The following is a 19,295-nucleotide window of genomic DNA, read 5'->3' on the forward strand; positions in this document are numbered from 1 at the left end:
TCTCCCTTTATTTGTGCTATAAATGAAAAAGATGCCGTGGGGAGTTTTTCGGAAGTGGAATTTCATGCACAGTAAAACTTGCTGGGAGCCTGCGGGACATAAATATTCAGATCGTAAATATTTGGGTCAAAAACATTTGCATCAGTACAGGAAGGACGTTTCTTATGACTAAAATACTGGTTACCATGCCGTTTAATGAAAAGCATAAAAAGTATATTGAGGAGGTTGGAAAAAACTGCAGCTTTACCTATAAGAAAAATTCAGAGGTCCGCGAGGAGGATCTTAAAGATACAGATATTATCTTTGGAAATGTTAGTCCGAAGCTTCTGCCCAAAGCGGAGAAGCTTCAGTGGATACAGCTGAACTCTGCCGGAGCTGCTGAGTTCTGCACACCGGGCGTGCTTAAGGAGGATACGATCCTCACCAATGCGAGCGGCGCCTATGATATTTCCGTTTCGGACTGGATGCTGACGGCAACCTATATGCTGGCACGGAAGATGGATCTCTATATGGATAATCAGAGAAAGCATGTATGGCAGGAGATGGGAAGTGTCTGTACCGTGACAGGCTCTACCGTGCTGGTGCTGGGACTTGGAAACATAGGCAAATGCTATGCGGCTAAGGTTAAGGCGCTGGGCGCGTATGTGATCGGTGTCACAAAACATCAGCATAAGGAAATTCCGGCATGTGCGGATGAGATGCATACGATGGAGAAGCTGCCGGAGCTTCTGCCAAGAGCGGATTTTGTTGTCATGGTGCTGCCTGGCACAGAGGAAAACAAATATGTTATCGGGACCCGGGAGCTTAAGCTTATGAAGCCGACAGCATATCTTATTAATGCAGGACGTGGAAATGCTGTCAACAACATGGAGCTGAATCAGGCACTGCGTGAGGGCGTGATTGCCGGAGCTGCGCTGGATGTTACGGATCCGGAGCCACTGCCGGCGGACCATCCGCTGTGGGATGCGCCAAGATGCATTGTTTGCCCGCATATTTCAGGTAAATTTTATCTTGCAGAGACCTTTGAGAGGATTGTCCGCATTACAGGGGAAAATCTCGAGAAATATCTTGCCGGTGACAAAAAAGACATGATCAATCAGGTGAAGAGAGAGCTTGGATATTAAGGAGAGATTTGGAAAGGTTAGGAAATTTTATGGCAAAAACTGCATTCCCGAAACCAGGAAACTTCCTGTATCCGGTTCCCGCGGTTATGGTGAGCTGCCAGGATACGGAGGAAAATTCCAATATCTTTACCGTTGCCTGGACCGGAACGATTTGCTCGGATCCGCCAATGGTATATATTTCAGTCCGCCCCTCACGCGCAAGCTATGCGCTTATCAAAAGCTCTATGGAGTTTGTGATTAACATTCCGGATGAAAGTATGGTTAGAGCACTGGATTACTGCGGCGTGCGGAGCCTCCGGGAGCATGATAAGTGGGAGGAGATGCACTTTACCAAAGAAAAAAGCAGTAAGGTATCAGTGCCGTCGATTGCCGAGGCGCCGATCTCCATCGAATGCAAGGTTAAGCAGATTATCCCGCTGGGAACACATGATATGTTCCTGGCAGAGGTGGTAGCGGTTCAGGTGGATGAGAAATATCTCGATCAGAAGGGCGCATTTCACATGGAAAAAGTCGGACTGGTGGCGTATTCCCATGGAGAGTACTATGCGCTCGGGAAGCTGCTGGGAAGCTTCGGATATTCTATAAGGAAAAAACCTGTGCATCCTGTGCATAAGACAAAGAAGAAGGCTGTAGGGAAAAAGGCTCCGCAAAGTAAGGCTAAATCCCATAACTGATGCAAATTTAGCCAGATAAAATTCAGCTAAAATTCATGTGGCAGATCTGTCAATTGGGAGTTGACGGATCTGCCTTTTGTGAGTAAACTTTATTAGGTAATCAAATTTATTGATTGCGTCTAATCTCTCAATAAAGTCTGCGGATATAGTACATCGGTAGTACGCGGCCTTCCCAAGGCTGAGAGGCGGGTCCGACTCCCGTTATCCGCTTTTATGCGTAACAAATTGTGACATATTGATTTGTGAAGCGCAATTTACGTAAATCCCTGATAGGCTTTACTCTTAATCCTGGTACACATGGACGAGATTTTGTCCGGTGTGCGCAGGATTTTTTTGTGCAGAAATTTCTGCACAGATTTTAGTATGTTTCATGCATAATACTTTTATGTAATACGGTGCGATTTTCCCCGGATATCTCTTTAGAACCTCAGGAATCCCGGGAATCTGTGCTTTGCGAGAACATTGATAGAGGTTTCAGACGCCATATCTTCTCCGGTAGAAGATATGGCGTTTGTACTACTCTGAGATTCGGATTCTGCAGCGTTAGCGTTTGCTTCAGATGTGTCATCGGACTGTGCCGCGCTGCTTTCCGGTACTGCAGCGCTATCCTTTTCCTGCGCCTCTGTGCTGCTTGCGGCTTCCGTGGGCTTTGGACGGAAGCTCTCATACTGCTTTCCGCTGCTGGCGTCAACCGTAGCACCACGGAATTTGATCAGCTCGGAAACGGTGACCATCTGATATCCCTGCGATTGCAGCCAGGGAATGACGGTCTGGCATGCATCTCCTGTTGCTTCATAGATCTCGTGCATCAGGACAATATCTCCATCCTTGATATTGGATTCAATCGCATTAATCGTAGACTGTGCATCTCTTGTTTTCCAGTCCTCGGTATCAAGAGACCAGTAAATCATTGGCTGTGTCACAGTGCTCCGGACATCATCTGAAATAATACCGCCCGGCAGACGGATGAGAGTCGGTTTTACGCCGGAAACCTGCTCGATGATGTCATTGGTTTTGTTAAATTCGTTTGCAATATAATCCGTGCCCTTTTTGGAGAGCTTAAGATCATGATCCCAGGAGTGGTTTGCGACCTCATGTCCATCCTGTACCATTCGCTTCACTTCGTCCTGATTTTCAGAAACACGGTTTCCTACCATAAAGAAGGTTCCACGACCGTCGACAGCCTCCAGATAATCCATGAGATGATTTCCAACCTTACTGTCCGGACCGTCATCCCAGGTGAGAGCCACCATAGGTTTTGTGGTATCCACATATCTGCCGCCGGAGAGCACATGCGTCGGATCGGACATATCCAGACCGTCAACATTCTGCTCTGCACTTGCCGCGGTCGTGGTTTCCGGAGTGACCGGATCCGCTGCGTCGTAGCCGCTGGTCGGGGTGACGGTCTCCAGCACACCTCGCTGCTCCTCTCTCGCATGCTCCAAAGCATGATTCATGGCACGGATCCCCTTGACGCCGAGCAGAATCACGGCAGCAAAAAAGAAAAGTGCGGTGAAGCGGTACATCCATGCCTGCTGGCGGCGCTTTTTCCGGAGAGCACGACGACGCTGCTCCCGGCGTCTGGCTTCGATTTCCTGTTTGCTCTGCACACGGCGTCTGCCACCGGATGTGCTGCGAACGGTGCTGTGGCTTCTGGTGGGAGCGGGTCTCCTGATGGTGCTGGTACGATGGGCTCCAGAAGTCGCTGCCCCGGCTGCAGCTTTCCTGCCTGCACTGCCGGATCCGTTATCCTGCCAGCTTCCGGTCCATAAACGTCCGGAGTTGGCGCTTGTATTGTGAATGCTTCCGCCGCTCATACTGCGACTGCTGCTTTTATGATTATTATTTTGAGACGGATTTCTGCCTGTGCGTCCTGCTCCTCCATTGGTTCTTTGGCGGTAATTCTGCCGCGCTTGTCTATGTAATTGGTCCTTATCCATTTCGATAGTCCTGTTATCATTTTATTTATAAAGAAGTAAGTCGAATCTTATTGTAGCACAACTCCCTGTGAAAATTGCTTAAATTTCAATATCCGGTAAACTTTGTGATAGAATGATAGAGAAATGCTCCGGAAAGGGCAGAATACGGGCGAAATTACGGAGGATGGAAATGAAAAGACTTAGACAACTGGATGGACTCCGCTTTATTATGTTTTGCGTAATCCTCTTGTCTCATTTTGAGTTTCTCTGGAACTATCCTTATGGGGCATTTTATCGGCGCTTTTTATATAATTCCACCATGGGCGTGGATTATTTCTTTCTGCTTTCCGGATTTGGTATCTATTACAGCTCCCGGGATCAGGTTAAGATGAGGACTGGAGGGATAAGCTTTGCCATCCGGAAAATCCGGAAGGTGTATCCGCTCTATGTGGTCTCGCTTCTGTTAAGCTATCCTTATGCAGTGATGCTGATGCGCACGTATCGTACGGACTGGCTGTATCCGATCGTTACCAATCTGATCCTGCTGCTTCTGGCTCTTACGTTACTTCAGGAGCTGTCCGGGATGATGGTATTGAGTCATGCCATCAACGGTGTCGGCTGGTTTTTATCGACACTGTTTTTAAGCTACATGTTATGCCCGTGGTTTCGGAGGATCACGGAGCGTCATAGTGGAAGCCGTCGGAAAACCGTAGGTCTCTGGGGCGGCGTTATCCTTCTGATCCTGCTGATTACTGTAATCACGGAGCGGCTGGATGGCACGGTCGTAATGCCGGGACTTGTGCTTGATGATTTAAGCTATGGCTCGCCCTATGTCCGCTGCTGGTATCTGCTGCTTGGCATGACGGTGGCTGAGTTGTATTTTGAGCTTACGGCAGATGAAAAGGTCTGGTACAGGCATATGGCAGCTGCAGCGGTGCTGATTGCAGTGCTCTGGTTCTTTATCCGCGGGTCTCTATCGATGCTTCCGTTTGTCTTACGGAGAGCTGTAGATCTTATCCTGGTGAGCTTTCTCCTGCTCTCGGTTTCACTGGATCAGGGCAGAATCTCAAGTGTTCTTTCCGGTAACAGGCTGCAAAGGCTTGGAAAGGACAGTATGTATTTTTATCTCCTGCATTTTCCGGTCCGGAATTATGTGGATTTCCTTTTTACTGAAAAAGGGATATACTTTGGAGGCATCACCGGCATAATAGAGGCTGCCGTAATTACAGCTGCGTCACTGCTGGTTTCGCTGCTGGTTAAAAAATGCTTTGATCAGCGTAATATTTATAAGAGAGGTTTTTAATGGATAAAAAGGCGGTAACCGAAATCAAAAAACTGTTTAAAAAGGATGACTGCAGAGTAGATCGTATGCGGGCATGTTATGTGAATGAAGATATGGAAAAAATCAGCACGCTCCATGATACATTTCTTGCGCTGCAGGATGAAGAGATGGCAAAATACTGCGAGCTCTTTAAAAAGTCTCTTGCAGGTAAGTTTGGCAGAAATCTTTTTAATGTACCATTTCCACTGGAGGAGGAGAAGCCGGGAGGACATCAGGAGTTTCTGTACCGGTTGCAGCAGTCGGAGCTTAAGGATGATGCGCTTGTGCAGGAGTTTTTTGATAAGGTGATCGGATCGTATCAGTTTCCAGGGAAGTATCTGATCCTTCTTGTCCATGGAGTGTATGACATCCCGATGAAGACCAGTGATGACCTTATGGTGGAGGATGCTTCAGAATATGTGTATTCCTTTATCCTCTGCTCGATCTGCCCGGTGACGCTTTTAAGAGAGGGGCTTTGCTATGACGCAAGTGTGCAGACCTTCCTCAGCAGAACGGATGACTGGGGCGTGCAGAAGCCGGATGCCGCGTTTCTGTTTCCATCCTTTAATGACAGAAATACGGACCTTCATGAAACACTGTACTACAGCAAGAGTGCAGAGGAACGGCATGAGGAGCTTGCGCTGGATCTGTTTGGCACAGAGCTTCCGAGAGCGGAGAAGGATCAGCAGCAGGTATTCCGCGATGTGATCGAGACAACCTTAGGGAGAGACTGCGACTTTGAAGCGGTCAAAACGATTTCGGATACTGTAAATCAGATGATTCGGGAGCATGAAAAGGATCCGTATCCGCTTACCATCGGCAAACATGATTTAAAAAGGCTCCTTGAGGAGAGTGGCGCGGATGCGGATGCAATGTCCAATTTTGAGTCGATCTATGAGGAAGCAGTCGGGGATGATGATTCGCCGCTGATTGCAGAAAATGTGCAGAATACCAAAAGTATTACGGTAAGCTCCGATAACGTGAAATTAAGCGTCAAGTCGGAGGTCAGTGATGTGGTGGAAACCCGGGTCATTGACGGACGGGAATATTTCCTGATCCCGGTCTCGGATAACCTGGAGGTAAACGGCATTCGCATCCGACAGAAAAAGCTCCCCGAAACAGAGGGCTGAGCGTAAAATATCCGTTATCCATCTGCGAGAAGTGAGATTCTGCATATATTTTTATAAAATAGAACTTGCGGTGGTACTTTATGATAGATATAATGCAGAAGAGGTTTAAATTACGGCAGTTAGCACTGCCACTATTTAACGTGGAAATCTTTAGTGAAACCGGATTTCCCTTTAGGAGGAATGTATGAAAAAAACCGTATCAATGCTTGTTGCAGCCACAATGGCAGCATCTATGCTGGCAGGATGTGGAAGCTCAGCTACTTCTACACAGACCACGCAGGCTGCGTCACAGGGTGAAACTGCTCAGGCAGAAACCACTGCAGCAGCCGGAGAGAGCACCGCAGCAGCCGGAGAGACGACCGTAGCAGCTCCTGCTGAGACCAAGGACATCGACGTGCTGAATGTGGCGTTTGTTCCATCCCGTGAGCCGGATGAAATCGTCACAGCGACCGAGCCGCTCAAGGACATGATCAAAAAAGAGATGCTTCCGCTCGGCTATAACATCAAGGATGTGGAGATTACCGTCGGCACTTCTTATGAGGCAGTCGGAGAGGGTCTTGCAGCAGGTACCATTGATATCGGATTTATCCCGGGCGGTACATATGTGCTGTATGATGATGACTGTGAGGTTCTGCTTACAGCAACCAGAGATGGTCTTTCCATCGATGATGATGATCCTAAGGTATGGAATGAAAATAAGCCGACCAAGCCGACGGACGAGCAGGTTACCTTCTACCGTGCACTGATTATTGCCGGTCCATCGGAAGCAGGCAAGGCGATCGGAGACAAGGTAAACAATGGCGAGGCTCTGACCTGGGATGATCTCAATGCGCTGAACTGGGGCGTTATGGGACCGACCTCCTCTGCAGGTTATATTTATCCGGCACTCTGGATCCAGGAGAACTTCCAGAAAAACATTACGGATCTTACACATGCGGTACAGTGTGATTCCTATGGTACAGCATTTGCGCGTCTTGCACAGGGTCAGATCGATGTGCTTTGCACCTATGCTGATGCCCGTCGCGATTATGAGGATGAGTGGCAGGGCGATTACGCAATGAAAAATTCCATCTGGGATGATACCAATGTGATTGGTGTTACTCCGGGGATCTACAATGATACGATTTCCGGCTCCAAGGTTTCCAAGGTTATGCAGGATGAGGACTTCAAGGCTGCCTTTAAGAAGGCTATGATTAATATCGGCAACACTGAGGAGGGCAAGAAGGTTATTGCGATCTACAGCCACAAGGGATATGTAGAGGCCAATGATTCTGACTATGATTCCGCTCGTGATGCGCAGAAGCTTATCAAGTCACTGCGTCTTGACCAGAAATAATTGATTTCAGAGTCATTTCATCAGGGGAGGTAGCTTTTACCTCCCCCGTTTTTCTGCATGAGGGTAAAAGAGAATGATCAAGTTTGAAGATGTGGGCAAGAAATATCCCAATGGGTATGAAGGATTGAAGCATGTAAACCTGGAGATTGAACAAGGAGAATTTATCGCCATCATAGGTCTGTCCGGTGCCGGTAAATCCACTTTGATCCGTACCATCAACCGTATGCATGACATCACCAGCGGCAGGCTTACCGTAGATGATGTGGATGTCATGAGTCTCTCTGGTAAGAGTCTCCGTCGCTTCCGGAGAAAGATCGGTATGATTTTCCAGTCCTTTAATCTGATTACCAGGACGACAGTCATTAAAAACGTACTGACTGCGTTTGTGCCGGATATGCCATGGTTCCGTTCTGCCTTTGGCATTTATACCAAGGAGGAGAAGCTCAAGGCATTGGAGTGCCTCGATAAGGTCGGCATTGTAGATAAGGCGTTTGTAAGAGCCGACCAGCTGTCCGGAGGACAGCAGCAGAGAGTTGCTCTGGCAAGGACGCTGGCACAGGACCCTCAGATTATCCTTGCAGATGAGCCAGTTGCATCTCTGGATCCGGTAACCGCCAAGCAGGTTATGGATGACTTTAAGAGAATCAACCAGCATATGAATATCACCATCCTCATCAACATTCACCATGTGGATCTTGCGCTGCAGTACTGTGACCGGGTGATTGGTATCCGCGCCGGAGAGGTGGTTTATGACGGACCTGCCGCAGAGGTCAATGATGCAGTACTTAAGCAGATTTATCAGGGAGGACAGGAGGCGGAAGCATGAGCATCTATGACAAGCTGTTTCCACCCAAGGTCTATAAGCTCTCTGGCGGTAAGGAGGTTTCCCAGAAGCGCTCCCGTGCACCGATTTATGTAATTCTGGTGCTTGCCATGAGCATCCTCTCGATCAAGGTTACCGCATTTAATCCGACGACACTTGTTGCGAGAGGAAATCAGTTTTTTGTAATTCTGGGCAAAATGTTTCCACCCAATACGGGATATTTCGGCTCGATTGTGGATCCGATTTTAGATACCATCAAGATGTCCCTGCTGGGCTCTGCGATCGGTTCCATCCTGTGTGTTCCCTTTGCTATGCTGGCGTCTACCAATGTCTGTAAAAATCGCGTCGTGGTTACGCTGATGCGTCTCATATTCAGTATCATCCGGACACTGCCGACGCTGGTTTCCGCATTGATCGCGACCTTTATTTTTGGTCTGGGAACCATTGCCGGTACCACGGCGATTGCGGTATTTTCCTTTTCCTATATTGGTAAGATCCTCTATGAGGAAATCGAGACAGTGGATATGGGAGCCTTTGAAGCGATGGAGGCTATGGGGGCGACCCGGACGCAGGCATTCATCAGCTCCATCGTGCCGCAGGTGTTGCCAAGCTTTTTGAGTAACAGCCTTTATAACTTTGAGGGTAATGTTCGATATGCGGCGGTACTTGGTTATGTCGGAGCCGGTGGTATCGGTCTGATCCTTAATGAGCAGCTCGGCTGGAGAGAGTATCCTAATGTAGGAATGATCCTGGTTGTCCTGTTTGTCACGGTATTCTGCATTGAGTCCATCAGCCGCTGGGCTCGTAAAAAGCTTGTCTAGGGAGGGAATCGTATGAACGAACGTATTGAAAAAGCATATGAAAACCGTCCGAAGGACTGGATCTGGCATCTGACCATTGCTGTCGTTGTTGTATTCCTTATGCTCTGGAGTGCAGGCTCTATGGAAACCTCAGGTACGACTACGAACGGCGGCAGGATGGCGCTTAATATCCTGAAGGGTATCGTCAACCCGGATCGTGGACTGTTATTTAATCTGACCATGCAGGGCGTACCCTATCTTTTGCTGGAGACCATCTGCATCGCCTTTATGGGTACTGTGGTTGGCGCGATTTTTTCCATCCCACTGGCATTTCTGTCCGCAAGCAATCTGACACCCAAGCCGGTTGCCTTTATCGGACGGATCCTGATCATGGCGATCCGTACGGTTCCGGCCTTTGTCTATGGACTTATGTTTATCCGCGTTACAGGACCCGGACCATTTGCCGGCCTTATGACTATGTCGCTCACGTCCATCGGTATGGTTTCCAAGATGTATATTGAGGCGATTGAGGATCTGGATACCAAAATCCTGGAGTCTCTGGACGCCATGGGCTTAGGAACCTGGCAGAAGATCCGCTATGGCATCCTGCCGCAGCTTATGCCAAACTTTGCATCTACTGCCATCTATCGTTTTGATATTAATCTACGTGATGCAACAGTGCTTGGTCTTGTCGGGGCCGGTGGTATCGGTGCGCCGCTGATTTTTGCTATGAATGCTTATCGCTGGAATGAAGCAGGTTCCATCCTGATCGGACTGGTTGTTCTGGTTCTGATTGTTGAGTGGATTTCCACCAGGATCCGTGTTAAACTGACACGGGGCTGATAATTTTACATACAGAAATATGGTCCAGTCTCTTTTTTGAGACCGGGCCTTTTTTATACATGTACAGGACACTTTTTCTGTAAGTTTGCCGCAATCGTATTTTGCGGTGATCAGGCGGATAGAATTAAGAATAAGAAGGAATTTTATTCATGAAAAAGAACTTTGATATTTTTTACACCTCTGATACGCATGGAAAGATTTTTCCGGTGGACTATGCGACAGGACAGGAGAAAAAATGCGGACTCCTCAACATTGCTTCCGATATTGGTAAGACCGGAAACACACTGGTTATTGACGGAGGGGACAGCCTGCAGGGGACACCAATGCTTGAGTATTATCTGGAGCATAAGGACAGCTTCCCGTACCATCCGGTAGCGGAGGCATTTAACGATCTGCAGCTCGACTACTATACCCTTGGAAACCATGACTTTAATTTCGGATACGACGCGATCCGGGACTATGTCCGGGCTATGAAGGCAGACTGTCTCTGCGCCAATGTAGTAGATCTCCGTGGCGAGATTCCAATTCACAGAACCGCGATTCACCGTCTGGACAACGGCTTACGGATCGGACTTACCGGTGTGGTAACGGATTTTGTCAATGTCTGGGAGTCAGAGGAGCATCTTAAGGAGCTTGCGGTGACGGATCCGCTGGAGGCTGCCATGGATGCCTATAATGAGCTGGCAGGGCAGTGTGACATTACCGTATGCATTTATCATGGCGGATATGAGGAGGATCTCGCAACAGGGAAGAAACTCAGTGATACCCGGGAAAATATCGCCTGCGAGATTGCCAGAATGTGTGACTTTGATATTCTGCTGACCGGACACCAGCATATGGCAGTGGAGGGCACCAGCTTATATGGCGCCTATACGGTGCAGCCCCCTGCCAACGCGGAGAAATATATCCATCTCAAGGTCGCAGTAGAGGTTGCTGATCCGGAGCCAGGCGACAATTTTGAGTATTTCGGGCAGTATTCCGGCAGAAATACAAAATGGGAACGTCAGAACCGGACAAAAGGACGGGGTATGGAATCCGGCGGCTTTACAGGCGACAGCCTGGAGGATGGCATGCATTCGGGAGAGGTTTATGGTATTTCCTTTGATAGTAAGCTTGAGCCTGTCGGAGGTCGTCACCGGGATCGTGTGTTCCGGAAGCTTCTTCCGCTGGAGCAGAAAACAGAACACTGGCTGGACGAGCCGGTAGGAGAGCTCAGGGAGCCGGTTTTATCGGAGTCAAAGCTGGAGATCGGACTGCATGGAAGCAAGGTGGCAGCGCTATTTAATCAGGTGCAGCTCGAATCTGTTACTGCGGATTTTTCCTGCGTGGGGCTTGGAAATCAGGAAATCGGTTTTGGAAAGACCGTGAGCATCCGGGATATTTACGCGGCATATACATTCGCCAATACCTCTGAAGTGAAGGAAATCACAGGAGCGGTACTGAAGGAAGCGCTGGAGCAGTGCGCCCGCTATCTGGAGCTTGATGCAGAGGGCAGACCGTATATTTCCGACTATTTTATGAAGCCCAAGATCGAGCATTACAATTATGATCTGTATGCGGGGCTGGATTATGCCTTTGATATCCGGAAACCGGTTGGAGAGCGGGTGGTACGGCTCCGGAAGCTGGATGGTACGGAGATTCTGCCGGAGGAGAGCTATCGGCTCGTGACCAGCAATTACCGTGCTACGGGTACCGGAGGATATGAGATGATCGGACAGTGCCCGACGGTTTACACCGGAGCGGACAATGTCCAGGATCTGATTGTTGACTATATCCGGAAGCATAAAGAGCTGGAGATCCCGGATAACTATCGTTTTGAAGTGATATATTAAGGACCTGGGGATTGCCTATGGAAAAGGTGCAGGCCGGAAACGCACAGGCGACTGTTGGAGTGCGGGATTATCGGATCGCTTTTACGATGGTTCCGCCACCGACCACGAGATCGCCGTCATAGAGTACAACAGCCTGACCGATCGCGACGGCACGCTCCGGGGTGTCAAAGGTCACCCTGACCCGCCCGTCCTCGAGGACCTCTGCGGATGCCGGCACTTCCTTTGCCTTGTAGCGGGTTTTTACGGTCACACGGACGGGGTGGTCGGGTGCGTCATACGGGATCCAGTTAAAGTGGTCGGCAATCAACTGACGAGAGTAAAGCTCTGGTCCGGTGGTGAGGACGACGTTGTTGTGTTCCATGTCTTTTTCACATACATACATCGGCTGCTTCAGCGCAAGCCCCAGTCCCTTGCGCTGCCCGATGGTGTAGCGGATAATCCCCTTATGCTGTCCGAGCACGTGCCCTTCCGTATCTACGAAATTTCCGGGCGCAAAGCTTTTGCCGGTATAGCGCTCGATGAAATCGCCATAGTCGCCATTGACAACAAAGCAGATATCCTGTGAGTCATGCTTCCGAGCATTGATAAAGCCGTGCTTCTCCGCAAGCTCCCGGACCTCCTCCTTGGAGTGAAACTCTCCGAGTGGAAATTTTGTGTGCTCAAGCTGCTTCTGATTCAGGAAATAGAGCACATAGCTTTGATCCTTGGCAAGATTCCTTGCTTTTTTTAACAGCCATCTGCCGGTCTCCGGATCCTGCGCAATCCTTGCATAGTGTCCGGTTACAATAAAGTCACAGCCGAGAGCTTCGGCGCGCTTATAGAGCTTCTCGTGCTTCATATAGCGGTTACAGTCGATGCACGGATTGGGAGTGCCGCCGGCCTCATAGGTTTTGATGAAGCGCTCGATGACCTGTTTTCCAAAGTCGTCGGTGAAGTTAAAAACGTAATACGGCATGCCAAGACTTGCCGCGACCTGACGGGCATCCTCGGTATCCTCAAGTGTACAGCAGGTATGCGCGCGGCTGATGCCTGCGTCTTCATTGTTATATAGCTTCATGGTGACGCCGATGCAGTCATAGCCTGCCTCCTTCATGAGAGCAGCAGCTACAGAGCTGTCGACGCCTCCGCTCATTGCGATTAATGCTTTTTCTGACATATCTTTTCGTCTCCTCGTTCCGCTAGTCTAACATGATACATTACCGGGTGCAATCCTTAAAATGTCCTTAAAATAAGCCATCCGCATAGTGAAAAGATTTGTATATCCGCTTTTGTTGTGCTAAAATTCTTAAAAAGTATGTCAAAGATTCAATGGGGAATTCTGCGCTCATTTTCCGGCGGGGCTCCATGGATCCAAATATAAAGGAGAGTACATGAAAGGTATTATTCTAGCCGGTGGATCCGGCACAAGACTATATCCGCTTACCAAGGTGACCTCAAAGCAGCTGCTGCCGATTTATGATAAGCCGATGATTTATTATCCGCTGTCTGTTCTGATGAATGCAGGAATCCGCGATATCCTCCTGATTTCCACTCCGCAGGATACGCCGAGATTTGAGGATCTGCTGGGGGACGGCAGTCAGTTCGGATGTAATATTTCCTATAAGGTACAACCATCCCCGGACGGTCTTGCACAGGCTTTTATCATCGGTGCGGATTTTATTGGTAATGACCCTGTAGCGATGATCCTTGGCGATAATATCTTTTCCGGACATGGCTTCCGCAAGATTTTGCGTAAGGCTTCCTCTAAAACGCATGGTGCAACCGTATTTGGATATTATGTCGATGATCCGGAGCGCTTTGGTATTGTAGAGTTTGATGCAAACGGCAAGGCGATTTCCATCGAGGAGAAGCCGGAGCATCCGAAGTCCAATTACTGTGTTACCGGTCTTTATTTCTATGACAACAAGGTCGTGGACTATGCCAAAGGTCTTAAGCCGTCTGCACGTGGCGAGCTGGAAATCACGGATCTTAACCGGATTTATCTTGAGCAGGGCGAGCTCGATGTTTCCCTCCTGGGACAGGGATTTACATGGCTTGATACCGGCACGCAGGAGTCACTGGTGGATGCCACCAACTTTGTACATACCATTGAGACACATGAGCATCGTAAGATTGCCTGTCTGGAGGAGATTGCGTATCTTAACGGCTGGATCGGCAGAGACAAGGTCGAGGCAGCCTATGAGATGTATAAGAAAAACGAGTACGGCAGATACCTTAAGGACGTATTGGATGGCAAGTATGTAGATAAAATCACAGAGCAGAAGGAGCTTAACAAATGAAATATGTAGTAACAGGCGGTGCCGGCTTTATCGGCGGTAATTTCATGCATTTTGCAGTTAATACCTATCCGGAGGATATGTGGATCTGTCTCGATGCCCTGACCTATGCGGGTAATCTTGAGACACTGAAGCCTCTTGAGGGGAAGGCAAATTACAAATTTGTAAAGGGAGATATCGCTGACCGCAAATTTATCTTTGACTTTTTTGAGAAAGAAAAGCCGGATGTCATTATCAACTTTGCAGCCGAGTCTCATGTAGACCGTTCTGTAACCAATCCGGATATCTTTTTACAGACCAACGTCGGAGGTACCGTGACACTGCTGGATGCCTGCAAGAAGTTTGGCATCAAGCGTTATCATCAGGTATCCACGGATGAGGTTTACGGAGACCTGCCGCTGGATCGTCCGGATCTTTTCTTTACTGAGGATAACAAGATCAAGGCATCCTCTCCATATTCCGCATCCAAGGCATCCGCGGATCTGTTTGTGCAGGCATATCACAGAACCTTTGGTATCCCGACCACGATTTCCCGCTGCTCCAACAACTACGGACCGTATCATTTCCCGGAAAAGCTGATTCCACTTGTTATTTCCAGAGCTCTCAATGATGAGAAGATCCCGGTATACGGCAACGGCGCCAATGTCCGCGACTGGCTCTATGTAACGGATCACTGCAAGGCAATTGACCTTGTGGTTCGTAAGGGCAGAGTCGGCGAAGTTTACAATATCGGAGGCCACAATGAGCGTTCCAACCTTGAGGTAGTTAAGACGATCCTCAAGGCACTCAATAAACCGGAATCTCTCATTGAGTTTGTAAAGGATCGTCCGGGTCATGACCAGAGATATGCCATGGATCCGACCAAGATCGAGACAGAGCTCGGATGGAAGCCGGAGTATACCTTTGACACCGGTATCCCTGTAACCATTGACTGGTATCTCCACAACAAGGAGTGGTGGGAGCATATCATCTCCGGTGAGTATCAGAGCTACTTTGATAAGATGTATGTAGAAGGAAAGGGTCTGAAGGACTGATATGAAGGTATTTGTAACAGGTGTCGGCGGACAGCTCGGTCACGACGTGATGAATGAGCTTGCAAAGCGCGGATATGAGGGAGTTGGTTCGGACCTTGCCCCGGTATACAGCGGCATACAGGACGGCTCTCCGGTTACCGGCATGCCCTATGTGTCGATGGACATCACCAACCGTGAGCAGGTGAATGCTGTCCTCCGCGAGGTACGCCCGGACGTCATCATTCACTGTGCAGCCTGGACTGCAGTGGACGCGGCAGAGGATGAGGACAAGCAGGCAAAGGTGCAGGCAATCAATGTGGACGGTACGCAGTACATTGCGGATATAGCCAAGGAGCTGGACTGCAAGATGGTCTACATTTCCACGGACTATGTATTTAACGGACAGGGTACTACGCCCTGGGATCCGGACTGTAAGGACTACGCTCCGCTCAATATGTATGGTAAGACCAAGCTAGGCGGTGAGCTTGCAGTTTCCGGAACACTTACCAAGTACTTTATCGTGCGGATTGCCTGGGTTTTTGGACTGAATGGCAAGAACTTCATCAAGACGATGCTGAATGTCGGTAAGACACATGACACCGTGCGGGTCGTAGATGATCAGATCGGGACACCTACCTATACGCTGGATCTGGCAAGACTCCTTGTGGACATGATTGAGACCGATAAATACGGATATTATCATGCAACCAACGAGGGCGGGTATATCAGCTGGTATGATTTTACAAAAGAGATCTACCGTCAGGCAGGATACAGCACCAGGGTAGTTCCGGTTTCTACCGAGGAGTATGGTCTCTCCAAGGCAGCGCGTCCGTTTAACTCAAGACTGGACAAGTCAAAGCTTGTAAAGCAGGGATTTACCCCGCTTCCAACCTGGCAGGATGCGCTTCGGAGATATCTTACGGACCTTGCTGATATGCCGCAGTAAAATTATAAAGAAGGAACATTTAAAATGGGTAAATATTTTGGTACAGACGGATATCGCGGTGAGGCGAATGTTGTCCTTACGGCAGACAGCGCATTCCGTGTGGGTAAGTTCCTGGGCTGGTATTATCAGAAAAATCTAAAGCCGGGGGAACGCTGCAGGATTGTCATTGGTAAGGATACTAGACGCTCCAGCTATATGTTTGAGTATGCCATCGCAGCCGGTATTACGGCGGCAGGTGCGGATGCGTATCTCATGCATGTGACGACGACACCATCTGTCAGCTATATTGTGAGATCCGAGGATTTTAACTGCGGTGTTATGATTTCAGCATCCCACAATCCGTACTATGATAATGGTATTAAGGTCATCAATGAAAACGGTGAGAAGCTGGGCGATGATGTCATTCAGGAAATCGAGGATTACCTGGATGGCCGCACACCGGAGGTCCCGCTTGCCACGAGAGAAAATATCGGTCGTACGGTGGATTTTGCAGCCGGCAGAAACCGCTATATCGGATATCTTATTTCTCTCGCTACACATTCATTTAAGGGACGGAAGGTTGCACTGGATTGTGCCAACGGATCTGCAAGCTCCTGCGCCAAGGCTGTATTTGATGCGCTGGGTGCCGATACACATGTGATTCATAATGAGCCGAACGGACTGAATATCAACAATGGCTGCGGGTCTACGCACATCGAGAGCCTGCAGAAATTTGTCGTTTCCGAGGGATGTGAGGTCGGATTTGCCTTTGACGGCGACGCTGACCGCTGTCTTGCGGTAGATGAGGATGGAAATCTTGTCAACGGCGACCAGATCATGTATGTTACAGGTAAGTACATGAAGGAGTGCGGACAGCTGCAGGAGGATACGATTGTTACTACAGTGATGTCCAACTTCGGCTTGTACAAGGCACTGGACGAGGCGGGGATCAAATACCAGAAAACCAAGGTCGGTGACCGCTTTGTCTATGAAAATATGTCCAGAAACGGGTATTCTCTGGGTGGTGAGCAGTCAGGGCATATTATCTTTCTGAGGCATGCCACAACCGGAGATGGGATCCTTACCTCTATTAAGGTTATGGAAACAATGCTTGGCAAGAAGCAATCGCTGAAGGAGCTCTGCCAGGGCTTCACGGTGTATCCGCAGGTCCTCAAAAATGTGCGGGTGCTTGACAAAGAGGCGGCACAGAATGATCCCAGAGTCCTTCAGGCTGTGGACGAGGTGACCAAAGCACTGGGAGAGGATGGCAGAATCCTGCTCAGAGCCTCGGGCACAGAGCCGGTTGTCAGAGTTATGGTGGAGGCAGGGACAGAGGACATCTGTGAGAAATATGTGGATCAGGTGATTGATGTCATGCGTTCCGCCGGATTGGTTGTTACAATGTAGCAAGGGGCTTTGACAAGTCTCCGGCAGTGAACTGCATCAGGCCCCGCAACACACAAGAGGGAAAAGATATGTTAAATTACAAGCGGTATAGAAGATTTCCGGCGTTTCACTATCCGGAAAGAACATGGGTTGACAATGAGATTACCAAGGCACCAATCTGGTGCTCTGTAGATTTGAGAGATGGTAACCAGGCACTTGTGGACCCGATGGGAGTCGATGAAAAGATTGAGTTCTTTAACATGCTGGTGAAGCTTGGTTTTAAGGAAATCGAAGTTGGTTTCCCTGCAGCAAGCCAGATCGAGTATGACTTCCTGCGCCAGCTGATCGAGAGAAAGCTGATTCCGTCGGATGTGACGGTGCAGGTGCTTGTACAGTGCCGTGCCGAGCAGCTGGAGCGGACCTTTGAGTGTCTCGCGGGACTTCCGCAGGCAATTGTGCATATCTATAATTCCACATCTGTGCTGCAGAGAGATGTGGTATTCCATAAGAGCAAGGAAGAGATCATCGATATTGCGCTGACAGGAACAGCACTTGTCAAAAAATATGCCAAGAATTTCCCGGGCAAGATCCGTCTTGAGTATTCTCCGGAGTCCTTTACCGGTACGGAAATGGACTATGCGGCAGAAATCTGTAATGCGGTGCTGGATGCCTGGGAGTGCGGACCGGGACGAGAGGTGATCATCAATCTGCCTTCTACCGTGGAAATGAACACACCCAATGTTTATGCGGATCAGATTGAATACATGTCCAATCATCTGAATCATCGGGAATATGTTACGCTCTCTGTACATCCGCATAATGACCGCGGGGAGGGCGTTGCATCCACAGAGCTTGCAATGCTTGCCGGGGCCGAGAGAGTTGAGGGTACCCTGTTTGGAAACGGCGAGAGAACCGGTAATGTGGATATCCTGACACTTGCTTATAATATGTTCTCTCATGGCGTGAATCCAAAGCTTAATCTTGAGAACATCCGGGCAATCCAGGAGGTGTATGAGAGATGCACTAAGATGACCATCCCGCCGAGAGAGCCGTACGCCGGAAGTCTCGTATTTACGGCATTCTCCGGTTCGCATCAGGATGCCATCAACAAGGGCGTCCAGGCTATGCGGGAGCGTCACAGTCAGTACTGGGAGGTTCCATACCTTCCAATCGATCCTGCGGATATCGGCAGAGAGTACGAGCCGATTGTCCGGATCAATTCGCAGTCCGGCAAGGGCGGTGTTGCCTTTGTTATGGATGCACAGTTCGGATACAAGCTTCCCAAGGGGATGCAGCGTGAGTTTGCAGATTATATCCAGAGCATGTCAGAGAAGGTCGGCGAGGTTACACCGCAGCAGATCTTTGATGTATTCCGGGCAGAATATGTGGAAACCAAGGAACCGATGCATTTCAAGAATATCCGGACAACCGATACGGAAAATGGAGACGACAGCTTTACTACACTTGTGAATGTAAGCTATATGAACCATGGCGTGTTAAAGAGCTTCGGTGGTGTCGGAAACGGACCGATCGATGCCGTGCAGTCTGGTCTTGATCAGGAGCTCGATGTAAAGATCAAGGTGCTGGATTATTCCGAGCATGCACTGACGTCAGGTTCCGGAGCAAAGGCAGTTTCCTACATTCACCTTCTGGATGAAAAGACCGGCAAGACCTCTTATGGTGTCGGCATTTCCTCCAACATTACCCGTTCCTCTATCCGCGCGATTTTCAGTGCGGTGAACCGTATGTTCTACTATGATGAAGCGGAAAAATACGGTAAAAAGAGAGTAGCGGAGGAGAAGGCCGGAAATCCGGGCGGACAGTCGCTGTTTGAGAACTCCTGAGGCTGCAGGGAAACGGAGACTGAGAAAATCAGGGGTTAAAAAGGAAGAG

The 19,295-nt window shown here is 49.1% G+C and carries 16 protein-coding genes and 1 tRNA gene; 15 read left to right on the forward strand and 2 right to left on the reverse strand.

Annotated features, from left to right (window positions below):
• Nucleotides 1-164: 164 nt before the first annotated feature.
• The 3 genes from ACTNEN_RS10110 (at nucleotide 165) to ACTNEN_RS10120 (ending at nucleotide 2,008) form a co-directional block, all read left to right on the forward strand.
• On the forward strand, nucleotides 165-1,124 hold the full coding sequence (locus ACTNEN_RS10110) for a D-2-hydroxyacid dehydrogenase (RefSeq protein WP_441206241.1): 960 nt from the start codon (nucleotides 165-167) through the stop codon (nucleotides 1,122-1,124).
• A 29-nt stretch (nucleotides 1,125-1,153) separates the two neighbouring features.
• A complete protein-coding gene (locus ACTNEN_RS10115; RefSeq protein ID WP_441206242.1) occupies nucleotides 1,154-1,798 on the forward strand; it encodes a flavin reductase family protein in 645 nt (214 codons plus the stop codon).
• Between the two features lie 139 nt (nucleotides 1,799-1,937).
• A tRNA-Gly gene (locus ACTNEN_RS10120) sits at nucleotides 1,938-2,008 on the forward strand.
• A gap of 209 nt (nucleotides 2,009-2,217) precedes the next feature.
• Here the strand turns inward: ACTNEN_RS10120 and ACTNEN_RS10125 are convergent.
• Nucleotides 2,218-3,738 (reverse strand): polysaccharide deacetylase family protein, encoded by a 1,521-nt coding sequence (locus ACTNEN_RS10125; RefSeq protein ID WP_441206243.1) that lies wholly within the window; start codon nucleotides 3,736-3,738, stop codon nucleotides 2,218-2,220.
• A gap of 169 nt (nucleotides 3,739-3,907) precedes the next feature.
• On the opposite strand from ACTNEN_RS10125, the gene ACTNEN_RS10130 reads away from it, so the two are divergent.
• The 7 genes from ACTNEN_RS10130 to ACTNEN_RS10160 all read left to right on the forward strand — a co-directional run bounded on the left by ACTNEN_RS10130 (nucleotide 3,908) and on the right by ACTNEN_RS10160 (nucleotide 11,802).
• The gene (locus ACTNEN_RS10130) at nucleotides 3,908-5,020 is read left to right on the forward strand and encodes an acyltransferase family protein (RefSeq protein ID WP_441206245.1); all 1,113 of its coding nucleotides are present in this window, start codon (nucleotides 3,908-3,910) and stop codon (nucleotides 5,018-5,020) included.
• Nucleotides 5,020-6,168, forward strand: a complete 1,149-nt coding sequence (locus ACTNEN_RS10135) for a DUF4317 domain-containing protein (protein WP_441206246.1) — start codon at nucleotides 5,020-5,022, stop codon at nucleotides 6,166-6,168. The genes ACTNEN_RS10130 and ACTNEN_RS10135 overlap by 1 nt, the downstream gene beginning before the upstream one ends.
• A 184-nt stretch (nucleotides 6,169-6,352) precedes the next feature.
• Nucleotides 6,353-7,504, forward strand: coding sequence for a phosphate/phosphite/phosphonate ABC transporter substrate-binding protein (locus ACTNEN_RS10140; protein ID WP_441206247.1), 1,152 nt, complete (start codon nucleotides 6,353-6,355; stop codon nucleotides 7,502-7,504).
• A 73-nt stretch (nucleotides 7,505-7,577) separates the two neighbouring features.
• On the forward strand, nucleotides 7,578-8,330 hold the full coding sequence (phnC, locus tag ACTNEN_RS10145) for a phosphonate ABC transporter ATP-binding protein (protein WP_441206249.1): 753 nt from the start codon (nucleotides 7,578-7,580) through the stop codon (nucleotides 8,328-8,330).
• The gene (phnE, locus tag ACTNEN_RS10150) at nucleotides 8,327-9,148 is read left to right on the forward strand and encodes a phosphonate ABC transporter, permease protein PhnE (protein ID WP_441206251.1); all 822 of its coding nucleotides are present in this window, start codon (nucleotides 8,327-8,329) and stop codon (nucleotides 9,146-9,148) included. The genes phnC and phnE (ACTNEN_RS10150) overlap by 4 nt, the downstream gene beginning before the upstream one ends.
• A gap of 12 nt (nucleotides 9,149-9,160) precedes the next feature.
• A complete protein-coding gene (gene phnE / locus ACTNEN_RS10155; RefSeq protein WP_441206252.1) occupies nucleotides 9,161-9,970 on the forward strand; it encodes a phosphonate ABC transporter, permease protein PhnE in 810 nt (269 codons plus the stop codon).
• A gap of 149 nt (nucleotides 9,971-10,119) precedes the next feature.
• Nucleotides 10,120-11,802, forward strand: coding sequence for a bifunctional metallophosphatase/5'-nucleotidase (locus tag ACTNEN_RS10160; protein ID WP_441206253.1), 1,683 nt, complete (start codon nucleotides 10,120-10,122; stop codon nucleotides 11,800-11,802).
• Between the two features lie 67 nt (nucleotides 11,803-11,869).
• On the opposite strand, the gene mnmA is transcribed toward ACTNEN_RS10160, so the two are convergent.
• Entirely contained in the window at nucleotides 11,870-12,958 is a 1,089-nt protein-coding gene (mnmA, locus tag ACTNEN_RS10165) for a tRNA 2-thiouridine(34) synthase MnmA (RefSeq protein WP_441206255.1), read from the reverse strand.
• A 214-nt stretch (nucleotides 12,959-13,172) separates the two neighbouring features.
• Here mnmA and rfbA point away from each other — a divergent pair, with 214 nt between their 5' ends.
• From rfbA to leuA, 5 genes are all read left to right on the forward strand, one after another.
• Nucleotides 13,173-14,081, forward strand: a complete 909-nt coding sequence (gene rfbA / locus ACTNEN_RS10170) for a glucose-1-phosphate thymidylyltransferase RfbA (protein WP_441206257.1) — start codon at nucleotides 13,173-13,175, stop codon at nucleotides 14,079-14,081.
• Entirely contained in the window at nucleotides 14,078-15,112 is a 1,035-nt protein-coding gene (gene rfbB, locus ACTNEN_RS10175) for a dTDP-glucose 4,6-dehydratase (RefSeq protein WP_441206258.1), read from the forward strand. Before rfbA ends, rfbB begins: the two co-directional genes overlap by 4 nt.
• A gap of 1 nt (nucleotide 15,113) precedes the next feature.
• Nucleotides 15,114-16,037 carry a dTDP-4-dehydrorhamnose reductase gene (gene rfbD, locus ACTNEN_RS10180; RefSeq protein ID WP_441206259.1) on the forward strand — a complete coding sequence of 308 codons (924 nt, stop codon included), beginning with the start codon at nucleotides 15,114-15,116 and terminating at the stop codon, nucleotides 16,035-16,037.
• 24 nt (nucleotides 16,038-16,061) lie between these two features.
• Nucleotides 16,062-17,423: a phosphoglucosamine mutase gene (gene glmM / locus ACTNEN_RS10185; RefSeq protein WP_441206260.1), complete on the forward strand. Its 1,362-nt coding sequence runs from the start codon at nucleotides 16,062-16,064 to the stop codon at nucleotides 17,421-17,423.
• Nucleotides 17,424-17,491: 68 nt separating this feature from the next.
• Entirely contained in the window at nucleotides 17,492-19,246 is a 1,755-nt protein-coding gene (leuA, locus tag ACTNEN_RS10190) for a 2-isopropylmalate synthase (RefSeq protein WP_441206261.1), read from the forward strand.
• Nucleotides 19,247-19,295: the final 49 nt, after the last annotated feature.

It is taken from the genome of Oribacterium sp. HCP28S3_H8, from assembly GCF_052064775.1.
Taxonomy (GTDB): domain Bacteria; phylum Bacillota; class Clostridia; order Lachnospirales; family Lachnospiraceae; genus Oribacterium.